Below are 16,907 nucleotides of genomic sequence, written 5' to 3'. Positions count from 1 at the left end.
ATGGTGCGGGGACGCGCCCACCGGCGCCCTGCCGGGCCTAGAGCAGGACGCCGTGGCCTCGCTTCCGGCTCCGGCGCCACCAACTGCTCCGACGCCACCTACTGCTCCGACGCGGCCTACTGCTCCGACGCCCTGAGCCCGCCCAGCGTCCGCAACTGCAGCCACAGCACCAGCCGTTCGTCCGGGTCGTCCAGGTCGATCCCCAGGTGTTGCTGGGCCTGCCTGAGCCGGTAGCGGCAGGTGTTGGGGTGCACGGCGAGGAGCCGGGCCGCGCCCGCCGTGTCGCACCCGGCGTCGAGCCAGCAGATCAGGGTGCGCGCGTAGTCGGTGCCGTGCGCGGCGTCGTACGCGGTCACGCGGCGCCACGCGCCCGCGGCCAGCTCCCGCCGCTCGCCCATGACGTCGGCCAGCCGCAGCAGGGTGACGCGGGGCCGCACCTCGTCGACGGTGGCGACGGGGAGGCCGGGGCCGAGGACCCGTAGCACCAGGTCCGCGTCGTCCCGTGACGCCGCGACCTCCGCGAGGCCCGGCACCACCTCGCCGAGCCCGGCCCGCACCGGCACCCGCAGCGCCTGCCCGGCCTGCCGCACGATGTCCTCGACGAGCCGCTTGTGCCGTCCTCCGGCCTGGCCTCCGCCTTGGCCTTCTCCGCGCTCTCCGGCCCGGACCCCACCCGTTCCGCCCGGCTTCGCTCCCCGCTCCCCGCCCGCCGGCAGCAGCGCGTACACGACACCGTCGACGAGCACGCACGCGCGCCGCCCGTAGCGCGCCTCGTACTGGAGGCGTACGAGATCCAGCAGCCGCAGCGCCGTCTGCTCGCTGTCGGGCACGGTGGCGGCACCCTCGAGGACGAACGCGGCCACGCGCACCGGGCTGTCCGGGTCCGGGCCGAAACCCAGCCGGTGCGCCGCGGTGGCGGGGTCGGCGGTGCCGTCGAGCAGGCGGCGCAGCAGCTCGCCGTGCTGGTGGCGGGCGAGTTCCTGCGCGACCCGTGCGCGGAGCAGGAGCAGGGCCGCCGTGGACGCGCCCCGGACGAGGGCCTCCTCGGCGTCGGGCGCGAGCGTGCCGTCGTCGACGACCCACAGCGAGCCGAGCGTCTCGCCGCCCGCGCGCACGGCGACGGCGAGCCGGGGCAGGCTGTCGGCGTTGAGCGCGGGCAGGCGTACGGGCCCGTCGGCGGCGAAGAGGGTGCGGTACTGCTCGGTGTTCTCCGGGCTGCCCGGCACCTGCAGGCCCAGGATGCCCTGGCGGCGGTCCTCGTCGACGGTCTGCCCGACCACCGTCGAGTAGGCGAGGATGCGCTGACGCGGGTCCTCGATGGCGGTGGCGCCGCCCACGGCCGCGGCCACCGCGTCGGCGAGCGAGAAGAGATCACCGGCCGGGGCGCCGCTGCCGGCGGGCGACGGCCGGGCGCCGACGGCGGCGGCGAGCAGCAGGTGGGCCTGGTGCCAGGCCATGTCATCGGCCACGGACAACAGCGCGACGCCATGGGTCTCCGCTTCCGCGACCGGGCCGTCGTCGCCGCGTACGACGACTCCCGTCATGCCCGCGTCGGCGGCCGCACCCGCCAGCGGTCCGGCCTCGGGAGCGCGCACCCCGACGGCCAACAGCAACGCACCCGGCGCGCGGCGGGGCAGCGGCGTGTGGGCGTCGTACAGCAGGACCTCGGTGACCGGAACGGTCAGCCCGCCCGCGGGCGCGGTCAGCAGCCGCACGGTGGACCCGCCGAGCGTGTCCAGCAGATCCCCGAGCGTGCAGACGTCCACGGCGGTTGACCCCTACGTCGATGCTTTGGCTGATTGCAACAGGACCTTACGTACATCTTGTGCAGGCGTACAACGCGGCCGCCCCTGGAGCCTTCCAGACTCGGAGGCATGACAGGAGTGACGACCTTCGCCTCCCCCGAGGCGGTCATGCCCGCGGTACGCGACCTGGCGGCCACCGCCGCACGCACGGCCGGAGTCACCGTGCGCACCGTCGACGACGTGACCGGCATCGCCGCCGTGGCCGACTTCTTCTGCGACGTATGGAAGACGCCGCGCAGCACCCCGCCCTACCCCGCCGAGGTGCTGCACAGCCTGGTCCACGCCGGGGGCGCGGTGCACGCCGCGTACGACGGGGAGCGGCCGGCCGGGGCGTCGGTCGCCGTCTTCGGGCCGCCCGACGCGCAGGACGTGTACTCGTTCGTGGCCGCTGCCGCCGCCTCCGACCGCGGGGTCGGCTACGCGGTGAAGCAGGCGCAGCGGGTGTGGGGGCTGGAGCGCGGTGCCCGCACGATGCGCTGGACGTTCGACCCGCTGGTGGCCCGCAACGCCCGCTTCAACCTGATCAAACTGGGCGCCACCGGCACCGAGTACCTCGTCGACTTCTACGGGCCCATGGCCGACGGCGTGAACGACGGCGACGAGAGCGACCGGCTCACCGTGACGTGGGACCTGGTCTCGCCCGGCCATGCCCCGACCGGTCAGGACACAGACGAACTCCAGGCCGAGGTCACCCACAGCGCCCCGGACGGCGGCCCGCTTGCCACCCGCGCCGCGGACGGTCGACAGATCCGCTGCCGGGTGCCGCACGACATCGTGGCCCTGCGCGCCGCCGACCCCGCACTGGCGCTGCGCTGGCGCCACGCCGTGCGCGAGGTCTTCACGGAGGCCTTCGCCGAGGGCTTCACGGCGACGGGGATGTCCCGCGACGGCTGGTACACGCTCACCCGTCCCGACGCCGAGGGCCCCGAGGGCCCTCACCGCGCCAACCCGGAGGCCACCCCGGATGCCACCTGGGAGGCCGGTCAGGCATGAAGCTCGAACGCGTCGAACTGCTCCATGTGGCGATCCCGCTCGTCACCCCCTTCCGTACCTCCTTCGGGACCATGACCAGCAAGGACACGTTCCTGCTGCATGTCGTCACGGACGAGGCCGAGGGCTGGTCCGAGTTCGCGGCCGACCCCGAGCCGCTGTACTGCTCGGAATTCGTGGCGGGCGCCGAGATCGTGATCCGCGACTTCCTGCTGCCGCGCGTCGCCGCGCTCGCCGAGCTCACCGCCGCCGCCCTCACTCCCGCCATGGCCAAGATCAAGGGGCATGAGCTGGCGAAGGCGGCCGTGGAGACCGCCGTGCTGGACGCCGAGCTGCGGGCCCACGGCATGCCGCTGGCGACCTTCCTCGGCGCCGTCCACGACCGGGTGCCCGCCGGTGTCTCGGTCGGCATCAAGAACTCGCTGCCGGAGCTGCTCGATGACGTGGAGCGCTACCTCGCCGAGGGCTACGTACGGATCAAGCTCAAGATCGAACCAGGCTGGGACCTGGAGCCGGTGCGGGCCGTGCGCGACCGCTTCGGCGACGGGCTGCCGCTGCAGGTCGACGCCAACACGGCGTACACCCTGGCCGACGCCGAGCATCTGCGCAGGCTCGACGAGTACGGACTGCTGCTCATCGAGGAGCCGCTGGAGGAGAACAACCTCCACGGGCACGCCCAGCTGCAGCGGCGGATCGCCACGCCCGTCTGCCTCGACGAGTCGCTGCACTCGGCCCGCGACACCGCGTCGGCGATCGCCATGGACGCGTGCCGCGTCGTGAACGTCAAGCCCGCGAGGGTCGGCGGCTATCTCGAGGCGCGGCGCATCCACGACGTCGCGGCGGCGCACGGTGTTCCCGTGTGGTGCGGCGGCATGCTGGAGACCGGCATCGGGCGGGCCCCCAATCTGGCCCTCGCCGCACTGCCCGGCTTCACTCTGCCGGGCGATACGTCCGCCTCCAGCCGGTATTTCGCCGAGGACATCACCGAGCCGTTCGTACTGGAGGACGGCCATCTGCCGGTGCCGCGTACGCCCGGCATCGGCATCGACCCGCTCCCGGACGCCCTGCGCCGCTTCACGACGGCGCGGCGTGAGCTGTACGTGGCCGGGCGCTGAGCCCATGTTTTGACGGTGCCCGCCGCCCCCATTGCCTTAAGGGCATGGGGGGACCCCCATCGCCCTGGGGGCACCTCCCAGCGTTAGCTGGGGGAGGAACGACTGCCCACAGCGGTGCGGCCACGACCCCCGCGTTAGATTGGCTCTGTGCTCTCTCGCCTCTCACGCCCCAAGGCTGTCGCCGTCTGTGCCGCCCCCGTCGTGGCCCTGCTCGCGACCGCGGTCCTCGCGCCGCTGCCGTTCGCCGTGGCGCAGCCCGGGATGACGGCCGACGTACTCGGCGAGAACAAGGGCCGGCCGGTGATCACCATCACGGGCGCGCCCACGCGCGACACCACCGGGCAGCTGCGTATGACGACCATCGCGGCGACCGGCCCGGACGCGGACGTGAGGCTGGGCAACGTGCTCGACGGCTGGTTCCGCACGGACCAGGCCGTGATGCCGGTCGACGCGGTCTATCCGAGCGGGGAGAGCACCGAGGAGATCGAGCAGTACAACGCGGAGCAGATGCGGAAGTCCCAGGACGCGGCGACCGACGCCGCCCTGTCGTATCTCGACGAGGATTCGGACAAGGTGCGGGTGAAGCTGGAGCTCGCCGACGTCGGCGGCCCCAGCGCGGGGCTGCTCTTCTCGCTGGGCATCATCGACAAGCTGGACGGCGACGGCAGCGGAGGCGACCTGACGGGTGGCCGCACCATCGCGGGTACCGGCACGATCAACGCCCAGGGCGCGGTCGGCCCGGTCGGCGGCGTCGCCCTCAAGACCCAGGCGGCCAAGCGCGACGGCGCCACGGTCTTCCTGGTGCCGAAGGCCGAGTGCGCGGACGCGCGGGCCGAACTGCCGAAGGGCTTGCGGCTGATCCCGGTGACGACCCTGGAGAGCACCGTCGAGTCGCTGCGCGCCCTGGAGAAGGGCGGCTCGGTCCCGAGCTGCTGACCCCGGTCCCGAGCTGACCCCGGTCCCGAGCTGCCGGGTCCGGCCCGCGCTGGGTCAGGGGAGCTGGCCCGCGCTGGTCAGGGCCGCCCGCCCCGCCTCACCGCTCCTTCACGAACCCCTCCTGCACCATCCACTCCAACGCGACGAGATGCGGGTCCTGCCCCTCCACGTCCACCTTCGCGTTGAGCTCCTGCGCCACCGTGTTGTTGAGCTTCTTGGTGATCGGGTCGAGGATCCCGGCGATCGCCGGGTACTTCTCCAGCGTCCTCGTGTTGATCGACGGTGCCGCGTTGTAGTTGGGGAAGAAGTGCTTGTCGTCCTCCATCACCGTCAGGTTCATCGCCTTGATGCGGCCGTCGGTGGTGAAGACCTCGCCGAAGGTGCACGTTCCCTTGGCGATCTGGGTGTAGATGATCCCGGTGTCCATCTTGGTGATGTTGGACGAGGGGATGTCCATCCCGTACGCCTTCTGCATGCCCGGCAGGCCGTCCTCGCGGGAGGCGAACTCGCCCTCCACGCACAACGTGACCGCGTCCGGGTCCTTCTTCGACAGCTCCGCCACGTCCGAGAGCGTCCGCGTGCCGTACTTCTTGAGGTTGGCCGGGTTGGTCGCCAGCGCATAGGTGTTGTTGAGCTCGGCAGGCGGCAGCCAGGTCAGGCCGTTCTTCAGGTCGGCGTCCCGTACGGCCTGCCACTGCTCCTGGGGATCAGGGATCGGCTCTGCATTGCCCTGGTGCGTGATCCAGGCCGTTCCCGTGTACTCGTACATCGCGTCCGCGTCGCCGTTCCTGACGGCCTCGCGGGCGCCGATCGAGCCCTGGATGCCGGTACGGTCCAGGACGTTCGCGCCGGCCGCCTGGAAGGCGATGCCCGTGATGGCGCCGAGGATCAGCTGCTCCGTGAACTCCTTGGAGGTCACGGTCAGATCCGCGCCCTGGAGCGGCTTGCCCTGCCCGATCGAGCCGGGCTCCACGTCGTCGGTCATGGGGGAGCCGCTCGCCAGGCCGCACCCCGCCAGCAGCGCACCGGTCACCAGGACGGCTGCCACCCCGCGCATCCGCCCACGCATCCCCACACGCATCCGTCGCCGCCTCACCGCCGCACCTCCAGACCTCGCGGCCGCAGTCCCAGTTCGGCCAGCGACGCCAGCCAGTCGACGAGCAGCGCCAGCGCGACCGTCAGGACCGAGCCGAGCATCAGCACCGGCATCCGCTGGCTGGTGATGCCGGTGCTGATCAGGTCGCCGAGCCCCCCGCCCCCGCCGAACGTGGCGAGCGTCGCCGTGCCCACGTTCAGCACCAGCGCTGTGCGTACACCCGCGAGGATCAGCGGGACCGCCAGCGGCAGTTCGACCTTCCCCAGCACGCCGAGCGGCGACATGCCGATGCCGCGTGCCGCCTCGATGAGCGTGGGGTCGTTGGCCTTCAGGCCCGCGATGGTGTTGGACAGCACCGGCAGCACGGCGTAGATGATGATGCCGATCAGCGCCGCCTTCTGGCCGATTCCCAGCCAGATCACCAGCAGCGCCAGCAGGCCGATCGCCGGGGTCGCCTGGCCGATGTTGGCCAGCGCGACGGCGAAGGGCGCCGCTTTGCGCATCCTTCCGCGGGTCAGCAGGATGCCCAGCGGGATCGCGATGATCAGTACGAAGAAGGTGGAGATCACCGTCAGCGCCACGTGCTGGCGCAGGCGCAGCCACACCACGCCCTCCGCCAGCGCGTTCCTGGAGATCGGGTCCAGGTCGGCGGTGGCGAACCAGATCCAGGTGGCGAGCAGCACGGCCGCGACCACCGCGGGCAGGTAGGTGAGCTTCTGCCAGGTCACCCGGGCCGGTTCGCGGGCGCGTACCGCCGCCGCGCCCAGCGTCTGCTGCTCAGCCGCGCGCTCCTCCCGCGCCAGGAGTTCCTCATAGTCCCGCTCGCCGTCGGGAAGCCCGGTGCCGGGCAGCTCGTCCTGGGGCAGCTTCGTGTCGCGGTCCTTCGGAAGCCGCGTCCCGCGCTCCTTGGGGGGCCTCGTGTCACGGTCGCCGGGAACGCGCCTCACGCCCTCGCCCCTCCGCCGTCGCCCTCCTGGTCCGCATGCGTCTGGTGGGCGCGTACCTCCTCCAGGTGGTGCTGGTGCTCGATGGCGTCGAGCCGGTCGGCCTCGAGGAGTTCGTGGACGGAGTTCATCAGCGTCTCCATGTCGACGACGCCGGTGTACTCGCCGCGCCGCCCGGTGACGGCGACCCGCCCGGTGTTGTCCGTGAGGACGGCCTCCAGCGCGTCCCGCAGCGTCGCGTCCCGCGTCACCGTGTCGGCCACGAGCGTCCCCGCCCGGGCCAGCGACCCCTTGGCCCGCATCAGGTCGCCGCGGCGCAGCCACTTGTACGGGCGGCCGCGCCTGTCGAGGAGCAGGATCTCGTTCGTACTCCCCGAACGGAGCTTGTCGAAGACGTCCTGCAGCGGGTCGTCGATCTTCACCGTCGGATACTCGGTGATCTCCACATCCCGTACGCGCGTCAGGTTGAGCCGCTTCAACGCCGCACCGGCGCCCACGAAACCGGACACGAAGTCGTCCGCCGGATTGGTCAGGATCGCCTCAGGGGTGTCGAACTGCGCGATCCGCGAGCGCTCGCGCAGCACCGCGATCCGGTCGCCGAGCTTGATGGCCTCGTCGAAGTCGTGGGTGACGAAGACGATCGTCTTGTGCAGCTCGCGCTGGAGCCGGATCAGCTCGTCCTGGAGGTGGTCGCGGGTGATCGGGTCGACCGCGCCGAACGGCTCGTCCATCAGCAGCACGGGCGGGTCGGCGGCCAGCGCCCGGGCCACGCCCACGCGCTGCTGCTGGCCGCCGGAGAGCTGGCGCGGATAGCGGCCGTGGAACTCGCCGGGATCGAGACCGACGAGGTCCAGCATCTCCTCGACCCGGGCGTCGATCTTCGATTTCGACCAGCCGGTCATCTTCGGTACGAGCGCGATGTTCTGGGCGACCGTCATGTGCGGGAAGAGCCCGGAGGCCTGGATGGCATAGCCGATCTTGCGGCGCAGCTTCACCGGGTCCATGTCGGTGACGTCCTCGCCGGCGATCCTGATGCGCCCGCCGGTCGGCTCGATCAGCCGGTTGATCATCTTGAGCGTCGTGGACTTCCCGCAGCCCGACGGGCCGACGAAGATGACGATCTCGCCCGCCTTGATCTCCATGTTGACGCTGTCCACGGCCGGGGCGGCGCTGCCGGGGTACTGCTTGGTCAGGTTCTCCAGCTCGATGGTGGCGCCCGTCTTGCCGTGGGCGGAGGAGGCGTCGGCCCCTCCGCTGTCCGTCGCGGCACCGGACCGGCCCGGTCCGCCGGCCGCCGCCTCGGATCCCTGCGCGGTTCTCGGAGTTCCAGAGATGTCGGGAGTCTCAGGCACGGATCCCCCTCGGGATGGTCAGCCGTCCGATGAGGACGTATGCGGCGTCGAACAGCAACGCGAGGACGATGATCCCGAGCGTGCCCGCGAGCACCTGGTTGAGCGCGTTCGCGCTGCCCAGGGACGCGATGCCGCGGAAGATCTCGTTGCCGAGACCCGGCCCGGAGGCGTACGCGGCGATGGCGGCGATGCCCATCAGCATCTGCGTGGAGACCCGGATGCCCGTCAGGATCGGCGGCCACGCCAGCGGCAGCTCGATCCGCAGCAGCCTCGCCGCCCGCGACATCCCGATGCCCTTCGCCGCGTCGACCAGCGTCGGATCGACGCCGCGCAGCCCGACGATGGAGTTGCGTACGACCGGCAGCAGCCCGTACAGCGTCAGCGCGATCACCGTCGGCGGAACGCCCAGGCCCACGACCGGGATCAGCAGACCGATCATGGCGAGAGACGGGATGGTCAGAATCGTGGAGGTCGTGAGCGTGGCCAGATTGCCCGCCCACTCGCTGCGGTACGTGGCGACGCCGATCAGCACTCCCAGGACGGTCGCGACGACCATGCACTGGAAGACCGCGGAAGCGTGCTGGTAAGCGTCCGTGAGCAGCTGCTGATGGGTGCTGCTCAGGAATTCCCAGAAGTTCACCCAGTCTCACCTTGCCCTGGCACCGGAGGGTGCCCGCGTCAGGAGTCTCCCGACGCCTGCTCCACAAGCGGGATGATCCGCAATGGAACGGGGTTTTCCATGACGATCGCCGTGGAAGCCCGGCCAATGCCATCAAAACCCACAACCCGGTCGATCACACGTTGGAGGTCCGCGTTCGACCGGGCGACCAGCCGGCACAGCATGTCCCCGCTGCCCGTCGTCGTGTGCAGCTCCAGCACCTCCGGGACGGTCGCCAGATGCGCCCTGACCTCGGGGCCCTGCCCCTGCCGGATCTGCAGCGTCGCGAACGCCGTCACCGGATAGCCGAGCGCCGCCGGGTCCACCTGGGGGCCGAATCCGCGGATGACGCCATTCGCCTGAAGGCGGTCCAAACGGGCCTGTACGGTGCCGCGCGCCACCCCGAGCCGTCGCGAGGCCTCCAGAACTCCGATCCGGGGTTCCCGGGCGAGGAGCACGATGAGCCTGCCGTCCAGATGATCGATCGCCATGCCGGCCTCCGAGGATGGTCATCCTGTACAGAACGCCCGGCCATCTTGGCGTCACGGTGGGCACATTGACCAGCAGAACTGCGAACTATTGCGCACCTTGTGGAGCGGGTGGAGCCTGCTGCCATGGCAGCCACTTCTGCACCTCTCCACTCCACCCCGACCACCGCGCGCGACGCCGACCCGTTCCCGGTGAAGGGCATGGACGCAGTCGTCTTCGCCGTCGGCAACGCCAAGCAGGCGGCCCACTACTACTCCACGGCCTTCGGCATGAGGCTCGTGGCGTACTCAGGACCGGAGAACGGCAGCCGCGAAACGGCGAGCTACGTCCTGGAGAACGGCTCCGCCCGGTTCGTCCTCACCTCGGTCATCAAGGCCACGACCGACTGGGGCCGCTTCCTCGCCGGGCATGTCGCCGAGCACGGCGACGGCGTGATCGACCTCGCCCTCGAGGTGCCGGACGCGCGCGCCGCCTACGCGTACGCGATCGAGCACGGCGCCCGCGGCATCGTCGAGCCGCACGACGTCAAGGACGAGTACGGCACGGTCGTACTCGCCGCCATCGCCACCTACGGCAACACCCGCCACACCCTCGTGGACCGCTCCGGCTACGACGGCCCGTACCTGCCGGGCTTCGTCGCCGCCGAACCCCTGGTCGAGCCCCCGGCCCGCCGCACCTTCCAGGCCATCGACCACTGCGTCGGCAACGTCGAACTCGGCCGGATGAACGAGTGGGTGGCCTTCTATAACAAGGTCATGGGCTTCACGAACATGAAGGAGTTCGTGGGCGACGACATCGCCACCGAGTACTCGGCGCTGATGTCGAAGGTCGTCGCCGACGGCACGCTGAAGGTCAAGTTCCCGATCAACGAACCGGCCGTCGGCAAGAAGAAGTCGCAGATCGACGAGTACCTGGAGTTCTACGGCGGCCCCGGCGTCCAGCACATCGCGCTCGCCACGAACGACATCGTCGAGACGGTACGCACGATGCGGGCCGCGGGCGTCCAGTTCCTGGACACCCCCGACTCGTACTACGACACGCTCGGCGAGTGGGTCGGCGACACCCGCGTGCCCGTCGAGACCCTGCGGGAACTGAAGATCCTCGCCGACCGCGACGAGGACGGCTACCTGCTGCAGATCTTCACCAAGCCGGTCCAGGACCGCCCGACGGTCTTCTTCGAACTCATCGAACGCCACGGCTCGATGGGCTTCGGCAAGGGCAACTTCAAGGCGCTGTTCGAAGCGATCGAGAGGGAACAGGCACGGAGGGGCAACCTGTAGCCCGGGTCTCACTTCGGGGGAGCCGTCAACGCCGGCTCCCCCAACTCCGCCAACGCCGCCTCGGCCCGAGGCACCAGCAGCGGCGAGAAGTACGGATTGATCCGCAACGCCTGCTGCAGATGCCGCCGCGCCGCCCCGTACCGCCCCAGAGCCCGCTCGATCTCCCCGCGGTGATAGGCGAACAACGCACTGATCTGCCCCTGGTCCATCGCCTTGACCGCGTGTTTCAGGGCCTCCTCGTCGTCACCGGCCCGGTGCAGCGCCCACCCCAGCGCATCCTCGGCCTGCGCGCTCCCGTGCCGTTCCCACTCCGCCTGCAGCCGCCGGACCGCCTCCGCCGGGTCCCCGTGGTCGGCCTCGAAGAGGCCGAGGGTCAGCTCGTCGTTGACGCCGCCCTCGCCGTCGTGCCGCACACGGGCGTCCAGCGCCTCGTACTGCGCCCCGGCGGACTCTTCGTCGTTCAGCGACTCGTACAACTCGCCCAGCTCCAGGGCGTATTCGGGCGCGGGCTGCTTCGCGATCGCGCTCCTGTACGCGCTCAGTGCCGCCGATGTCCGGCCCAGTGCCGCCAGCGCGCGGCCCTTCCCGGCGAGGGACGCATGGTGCCCGGGGTCGGCGCGCAGCGCGGCTTCGTAGTAGCGCAGCGCCTGGGCCGGATATCCGCGCTCCCACGCGAGCTCCCCGGACCGGTGCATGCTCACGGCCTCCTGGGCCGGCGTCCTGGCGAGCACCGTCGCGTCCGCCAGCGCCGCAGCCGCGTCCTCGCGCCACCCCCGGTCCCGGTACACCTGCCCGGCAGCGATCTTCACCGCCGCCCCGGACGACCCTGAGGTGCTCAGTCCGCTCATGGTCTCCAGCGCCTTGCCCGCGGCCTCGATGTCGCCGAGCCGCCTGTACGCGTCGATCAGCACGGGATACGTCGTCCACCGCTTGGGAGCCAGCTCGACCGCCTGCTCGCCCCACTCCTTCGCCGCACGGAAGTCATGGCGGGCGTAGGCGAGGGTCGCCAGCCCGGCCAGTGCCTGGACGTTCTTCTCCGGCTTCGTCTTCAGCGACGTGTACAGCGCTTTCTCGGCCTTCGGGAAGTACGCCGCGTCGGCGGTCTGCCGCCCTTGCTCGACGTACGCGGCGCCGAGCACCGCCCAGGACTCCTCGTCCTTCGGGTTCGTGCGCAGATGCGTCACGCGGTCGTCGATGAGGGCGGTCAGATCGGCCGTGGAGGCGGGCACCCCCGCGCCCAGGGCGGTCGCCGCCCGCGTGACGGGGCCGGGTCCCGGCGCGGGCAGCGGAGCCTCGTCCCGCTGCCCCGGGAGCCACGGGACCAGCATCACCACACCGCCGGTCACCACGCCGCCGACGACCGCGACGGCCAGCGCGCGTTTCACGATGCGGGAGAGGCGCCGGCGCCGCGACGGCTTCGCCGGGCCCTCAGGCATGATCCCGGGCGCTGACCCCGGTGCGGTCTCAGCCGCCGCCGGAACCTGCTGCCGCCCGGCCCCGGACGGCGGAACCTGCTGTCCGTTTTCGATCTCCATGGCGCAACTGTGCGCCAATATGAAGATCACATCCCCGCCACACGAACGGCCTCGCCGACGGGTTCACACCGATGGCTGCGAGTGTCACGCTGTGATCATGAGCCGTACTCTCGTCGAACACCTCAGCGCAGGTCTGCCGGCCGAGGCGATCCTCACCGATCCCGACATCACGGCCTCCTACGCCCACGACATGGCCAGCTTCTGCGAGGCGGGCGAGCCCGCCGTCGTGGTGCTGCCGCGCACCGTCGAGGAAGTGCAGCACGTCATGCGCACCGCCACCGAGCTGCGCGTCCCCGTCGTGCCCCAGGGCGCCCGCACCGGCCTGTCCGGCGGCGCCAACGCCACCGACGGCTGCATCGTGCTGTCCCTGGTCAAAATGGACCGCATCCTGGAGATCAGCCCGGTCGACCGGATCGCGGTCGTCGAGCCGGGCGTCGTCAACGCAGCCCTCTCCCGCGCCGTCGGCGAACACGGGCTGTACTACCCGCCGGACCCCTCCAGCTGGGAGATGTGCACCATCGGCGGCAACATCGGCACCGCGTCGGGCGGCCTGTGCTGCGTGAAGTACGGGGTGACCGCCGAGTACGTCCTCGGGCTCGACGTCGTCCTCGCCGACGGCCGGCTCATGCACACCGGCCGCCGCACCGCCAAGGGCGTCGCCGGATACGACCTGACCCGGCTGTTCGTCGGCTCCGAGGGCAGCCTCGGCATCGTCGTACGAGCCGTCCTGGGCCTCAGGCCGAAGCCGCCCCAGCAGCTCGTGCTGGCCGCCGAGTTCGCCTCCGCGGCCGCCGCCTGCGACGCGGTGTGCAAGATCATGGAGGGCGGCCATGTCCCGTCCCTGCTCGAGCTGATGGACCGTACGACCATCCAGGCCGTCAACGCCTTCGCGAACATGGGCCTGCCCGACACCACCGAGGCCCTGTTGCTCGCCGCGTTCGACACCCCCGACCCGGCCGCCGACCTGGCCGCGCTCGGCTTGCTGTGCGAGGCCGCCGGCGCCACCCAGGTCGTACCGGCCGAGGACCACGCCGAGTCCGAACTCCTGCTCCAGGCCCGCCGTTTGTCGCTCACCGCCCTGGAGGCCGTCAAGGGCACCACGATGATCGACGACGTCTGCGTGCCGCGCTCCCGCCTCGGCGAGATGCTCGAAGGCGTCGAGCGCATCGCGGAGAAGTACGGCCTGACCATCGGTGTCTGCGCCCACGCAGGGGACGGCAACACCCATCCCACGGTCTGTTTCGACTCCGCCGACGCCGACGAGTCCCGGCGCGCCCGCGAGTCCTTCGACGAGATCATGGCGCTCGGCCTGGAACTGGGCGGCACCATCACCGGTGAGCACGGCGTCGGGATCCTCAAGAAGGAGTGGCTGGCGCGCGAGATCGGCCCCGTGGGGGTGGAGATGCAGCGCGCGATCAAGCAGACCTTCGATCCGCTCGGCATCCTCAACCCGGGCAAGCTCTTCTGAGGCCCCTGCCGGCGTCCCGCGGTGTGCCCGAAAAGGGGTGCTTCCCGCGGGACCCGCCCAGGAGCGTGCGCCGGTCTGATAGATGTGGACCCCAACTCCAGCCCTCGAGCAGATACGGGACGACGGCATGAGCGCCCCAACTCCGGCCCCCGGCGACGACAGGCCCCGCGAAGGCTACTACCCGGACCCGTCCATCCCCGGCTATGTCCGGTACTGGAACGGCGCTGCCTGGGTGCCCGGTACGAGCCGTCCGGCGCCCAGCGACGGCGAGCCGCTGCCCCCGCCCCCGGGGGTGACCCGGGCCCCGGCGCCTGCTCAGATCCCGGCGCCCGCCTCCTCCCCGGCGCTGCCGAGCGCGGAGGAGACCGGTCCGTTCTTCCTCGACGAGGAGCCGGGCGCCCCGAGGGCGACGCCGGGAGACGCACAGCACGGCACCAGGCCGGAGCCGGCCTCGGCATGGGGCGCCGACACGTCCCAGCAGACCGGCTTCGGCGGTGACCAGGACCGCCGCATCTCCTGGGGCTCCCAGCAGCCGGCAGGCCCCCACACGCCGCGCCCCTCTCAGGAGCAGCAGAGCGCGGAGGGCACGGGAGGCACCCCCGGCACCATGCGGATGCGCGCCCTGAAGCCCGGCCCGGCGGCGGGCTCCGCCCCGGCCGCAGGCGGTGACGCGGGCCCGGGCGGCACACCCGAGCCGCCGACGGACGGCACCGTGAAGTTCCGCCGCCCCGCCGTTCCGGGACGGCCCGTCGGCGCCGGAGCAGGGAGTGCCGCCAAGCCCGCGGACGGCGCGTCCGGTGCGGGATCCGGCCAGAACACGGGGGCCGCCGCACCGGGCACCGACGGCACCATGGCCATCCGGGCGCTCACCGGTCCGGCCGGAGAACGGGGCGCGGCCCAGGCGGCCTCCTCCCCTGCCCCCGCCTCTCCGCAGCCATCCGCTCCCCAGCCGTCCGCTCCTCGGCCGGCCACTCCCCAGCCGTCCGCCTCCCAGCAGGCGTCCGCCCCGGCCAGCCAGCACTCCGTTCCGCGGCAGGGCGCTGCGACCGGTACCCCCGCCGTGCAGCCGCAGCCGGGCCCGCCCGGGCCCTCCCCGGTGACCTCCGGGCCCGGCGGCGGACAGCCGTCCTGGGCCCAGCAGGTGCACCGGCTTGCGCAGCCCGAGTCCGGTCCGGCGGCGTCCGCGGCCGGGGGCGAGCAGCCGGTCGCGCCGTGGAAGCCGCCGGTCGAGGATCCGTTCCTGGCCGCGGCGCAGGCCCAGGCTTCGGCGCGTCCCGCGGGCCTCGGCAAGCGGTTCGCGGCACGGCTGATCGACACCGTCGTGACGGGAGCCGTGACCGCCGCGGTCGCCGTGCCGCTCGTCGGCAAGGCGATCGACCACATCGACGCCAAGATCGACGCCGCGAAGCTCTCCGGTGAGACGGTCACGGTCTGGCTGATCGACGGCACCACCGCGGGCTACCTCGGCATCGTCCTGGGCCTCCTCCTCCTCTTCGGCGTCGCCTACGAGGCGCTGCCGACCGCCAAGTGGGGCCGCACGCTCGGCAAGAAGCTGTGCGGACTGGAGGTGCGGGACATCGAGGCGCACGAGCCGCCCTCGTTCGGCGCCGCGCTGCGCCGCTGGCTGGTGTACTGCGTCCCGGGCGTGCTGGTGATCGGTGTCGTGGGCGTCCTGTGGGGCCTGTTCGACCGGCCGTGGCGCCAGTGCTGGCACGACAAGGCGGCGCGTACGTTCGTGGCCGGCTAAGCGGCCCAGGGGAAGTTCAGGCACGCCCCCGGCACCGCTGAGAAGTCCGCTGACAGGGCGGGCCGCCGTCCGGATACTCCGGACGGCGGCCCGCCCATTGCGGACCCGATGGGTTCGCGGTCGACTCGGGCCATGAGCACCGAACCGCCGCCCTCCGGTTCCGGCCAGCCGCCGGAAGACGACCCGTTCAGGAAGAAGCAGCCGCCTTCGGGGGACGAAACCCCGCAAGGCGGTTCCCCGTACGACACTCCGCAGGGTGGCTCTCCGTATGACACCCCGCAGGGGGGTGGCGGCCCCTACGGCGCTCCGCCGCCGCCCGGTGGCGGCTCCCCGTACGGCGGTGGGCAGCAGCCCCCGCCGCCCTATGGAGGCGGTGGCCCCTACGGCGGCGAGGATCCGCTGGCGGGCATGCCCCCGCTGGCCGACAGCGCCCGGCGCACGCTGGCCCGCATCATCGACATGATCATCGTCGGCATCGTGGTGGGGCTGATCTCGTGGGGGTTCGGGCTGAACGAGGTCTACGTGACCGAGAACGAGGTCGACGCCGGCCCTCTGTACGGCCGGGCGGTGCTGGCAGCCGTGCTCTACATCGCGTACGACACGTTCATGATCGCCAGGTCGGGTCAGACCCTCGGCAAGCAGTGGATGAAGATGCGGGTGGCGAATCTCAGCGACGGCTCGACGCCCAGTGTGCAGACGTCGCTCGTCCGGGCGGCCGTGCTGTGGCTGCCGTTCGCCTTCTGCTGCTACTGCATCTGGACGGTGATCTGCGGCGGCTGGAGCTACTTCGACAAGCCGTACAAGCAGGGTCTGCACGACAAGGCGGCCAAGACGGTGGTGGTCAGCACCACCCCTTGAGATTCGCCGGCACCCGGCCGGCCGGAGCGGCAGTCAGCGCTGGTGTACGCGCTCGGCGCTCGCGTGCGCGGCGGCGTGCCGCACGGGCACCCGCTCCACGGGCGCGGATCGGGCGGGAGCGGTGGCAGGGGAGGAAGCAGAGGTCGAAGCGGGCGTGCGGGCCGGAGCCCCGCCCGACTTCGCGTTCACGGCGGAACGCACCGTCTTCGGCTGGGACACGGTCATGGCGACCAGAAGGCCGAGGCCGAGCGCGGCAAGGGCGATGACCGTCACTCCCACGCCCGAACTCGTCTGTGACAACAGCAGCATGGCCAGGGTGCAGAGGACAACGGTTGCGGAACCGTAGGCGAGCTGTGCGGCGGTCGGACGAGGCATGACGTATCCGTCCTCGGGATGGGGTTCCCCCATGCCCTCGTGCCATGGGGGAGGATGCGGAAATCAACGAGGGTGCGTAACTATGTCGACTTGTCTGTAACGCGCCGTCAAATGACTCTAATCGGCTGCATGCCCGAGTGGAACGCCGGTAAGCGTGACCTTACCCACGGTGCCGGTGCACAGGGGGCGCACGGAGTCATCGAGTCCACCAAGTGGACGGACCGACGCGCCCATTGAAGGGTGCGCCATTCCTCGCCGA

15 protein-coding genes are annotated in these 16,907 nt (G+C 71.6%); 7 read left to right on the top strand and 8 right to left on the bottom strand.

Annotated features, from left to right (window positions below):
* Positions 1–116: 116 nt before the first annotated feature.
* Positions 117–1,766 (bottom strand): PucR family transcriptional regulator, encoded by a 1,650-nt coding sequence (locus ACSMXV_RS17115; protein ID WP_473178457.1) that lies wholly within the window; start codon positions 1,764–1,766, stop codon positions 117–119.
* A gap of 108 nt (positions 1,767–1,874) precedes the next feature.
* Between ACSMXV_RS17115 and ACSMXV_RS17110 the strand changes: the two genes are divergently transcribed.
* From ACSMXV_RS17110 to ACSMXV_RS17100, 3 genes are all read left to right on the top strand, one after another.
* Positions 1,875–2,798: a chorismate synthase gene (locus tag ACSMXV_RS17110; protein ID WP_473178456.1), complete on the top strand. Its 924-nt coding sequence runs from the start codon at positions 1,875–1,877 to the stop codon at positions 2,796–2,798.
* Positions 2,795–3,910, top strand: a complete 1,116-nt coding sequence (menC, locus tag ACSMXV_RS17105) for an o-succinylbenzoate synthase (RefSeq protein WP_473178455.1) — start codon at positions 2,795–2,797, stop codon at positions 3,908–3,910. Before ACSMXV_RS17110 ends, menC begins: the two co-directional genes overlap by 4 nt.
* A gap of 147 nt (positions 3,911–4,057) precedes the next feature.
* Positions 4,058–4,846, top strand: coding sequence for a S16 family serine protease (locus ACSMXV_RS17100; RefSeq protein WP_473178454.1), 789 nt, complete (start codon positions 4,058–4,060; stop codon positions 4,844–4,846).
* A gap of 97 nt (positions 4,847–4,943) precedes the next feature.
* On the opposite strand, the gene ACSMXV_RS17095 is transcribed toward ACSMXV_RS17100, so the two are convergent.
* The 5 genes from ACSMXV_RS17095 to ACSMXV_RS17075 all read right to left on the bottom strand — a co-directional run bounded on the left by ACSMXV_RS17095 (position 4,944) and on the right by ACSMXV_RS17075 (position 9,387).
* The gene (locus ACSMXV_RS17095; protein ID WP_473178453.1) at positions 4,944–5,903 is read right to left on the bottom strand and encodes a glycine betaine ABC transporter substrate-binding protein; all 960 of its coding nucleotides are present in this window, start codon (positions 5,901–5,903) and stop codon (positions 4,944–4,946) included.
* A 35-nt stretch (positions 5,904–5,938) separates the two neighbouring features.
* Positions 5,939–6,709 (bottom strand): ABC transporter permease, encoded by a 771-nt coding sequence (locus tag ACSMXV_RS17090; protein WP_374064401.1) that lies wholly within the window; start codon positions 6,707–6,709, stop codon positions 5,939–5,941.
* Between the two features lie 176 nt (positions 6,710–6,885).
* Positions 6,886–8,238: a betaine/proline/choline family ABC transporter ATP-binding protein gene (locus tag ACSMXV_RS17085; RefSeq protein WP_473178452.1), complete on the bottom strand. Its 1,353-nt coding sequence runs from the start codon at positions 8,236–8,238 to the stop codon at positions 6,886–6,888.
* Positions 8,231–8,878, bottom strand: a complete 648-nt coding sequence (locus ACSMXV_RS17080; protein WP_473178451.1) for an ABC transporter permease — start codon at positions 8,876–8,878, stop codon at positions 8,231–8,233. Before ACSMXV_RS17080 ends, ACSMXV_RS17085 begins: the two co-directional genes overlap by 8 nt.
* Positions 8,879–8,916: 38 nt before the next feature.
* The gene (locus ACSMXV_RS17075) at positions 8,917–9,387 is read right to left on the bottom strand and encodes an Lrp/AsnC family transcriptional regulator (protein WP_473178450.1); all 471 of its coding nucleotides are present in this window, start codon (positions 9,385–9,387) and stop codon (positions 8,917–8,919) included.
* A 123-nt stretch (positions 9,388–9,510) separates the two neighbouring features.
* Between ACSMXV_RS17075 and hppD the strand changes: the two genes are divergently transcribed.
* Positions 9,511–10,665, top strand: a complete 1,155-nt coding sequence (gene hppD / locus ACSMXV_RS17070) for a 4-hydroxyphenylpyruvate dioxygenase (protein WP_473178449.1) — start codon at positions 9,511–9,513, stop codon at positions 10,663–10,665.
* 8 nt (positions 10,666–10,673) lie between these two features.
* Here hppD and ACSMXV_RS17065 read toward each other — a convergent pair whose 3' ends face one another.
* A complete protein-coding gene (locus ACSMXV_RS17065; protein ID WP_473178448.1) occupies positions 10,674–12,200 on the bottom strand; it encodes a tetratricopeptide repeat protein in 1,527 nt (508 codons plus the stop codon).
* A 97-nt stretch (positions 12,201–12,297) separates the two neighbouring features.
* Here ACSMXV_RS17065 and ACSMXV_RS17060 point away from each other — a divergent pair, with 97 nt between their 5' ends.
* The 3 genes from ACSMXV_RS17060 to ACSMXV_RS17050 all read left to right on the top strand — a co-directional run bounded on the left by ACSMXV_RS17060 (position 12,298) and on the right by ACSMXV_RS17050 (position 16,273).
* On the top strand, positions 12,298–13,668 hold the full coding sequence (locus tag ACSMXV_RS17060) for an FAD-binding oxidoreductase (protein WP_473178447.1): 1,371 nt from the start codon (positions 12,298–12,300) through the stop codon (positions 13,666–13,668).
* Between the two features lie 127 nt (positions 13,669–13,795).
* A complete protein-coding gene (locus tag ACSMXV_RS17055; protein WP_473178446.1) occupies positions 13,796–15,415 on the top strand; it encodes an RDD family protein in 1,620 nt (539 codons plus the stop codon).
* Between the two features lie 132 nt (positions 15,416–15,547).
* Positions 15,548–16,273: an RDD family protein gene (locus ACSMXV_RS17050; protein ID WP_473178445.1), complete on the top strand. Its 726-nt coding sequence runs from the start codon at positions 15,548–15,550 to the stop codon at positions 16,271–16,273.
* Between the two features lie 33 nt (positions 16,274–16,306).
* Here the strand turns inward: ACSMXV_RS17050 and ACSMXV_RS17045 are convergent, their stop codons facing one another.
* Positions 16,307–16,648, bottom strand: a complete 342-nt coding sequence (locus ACSMXV_RS17045) for a hypothetical protein (protein WP_473178444.1) — start codon at positions 16,646–16,648, stop codon at positions 16,307–16,309.
* Positions 16,649–16,907 lie beyond the last annotated feature (259 nt).

Source organism: Streptomyces sp. DSM 42067, assembly GCF_055792885.1.
Note: the sequence above shows the minus strand (reverse complement) of the source record. Positions and strands in the feature narration are given on the sequence as shown.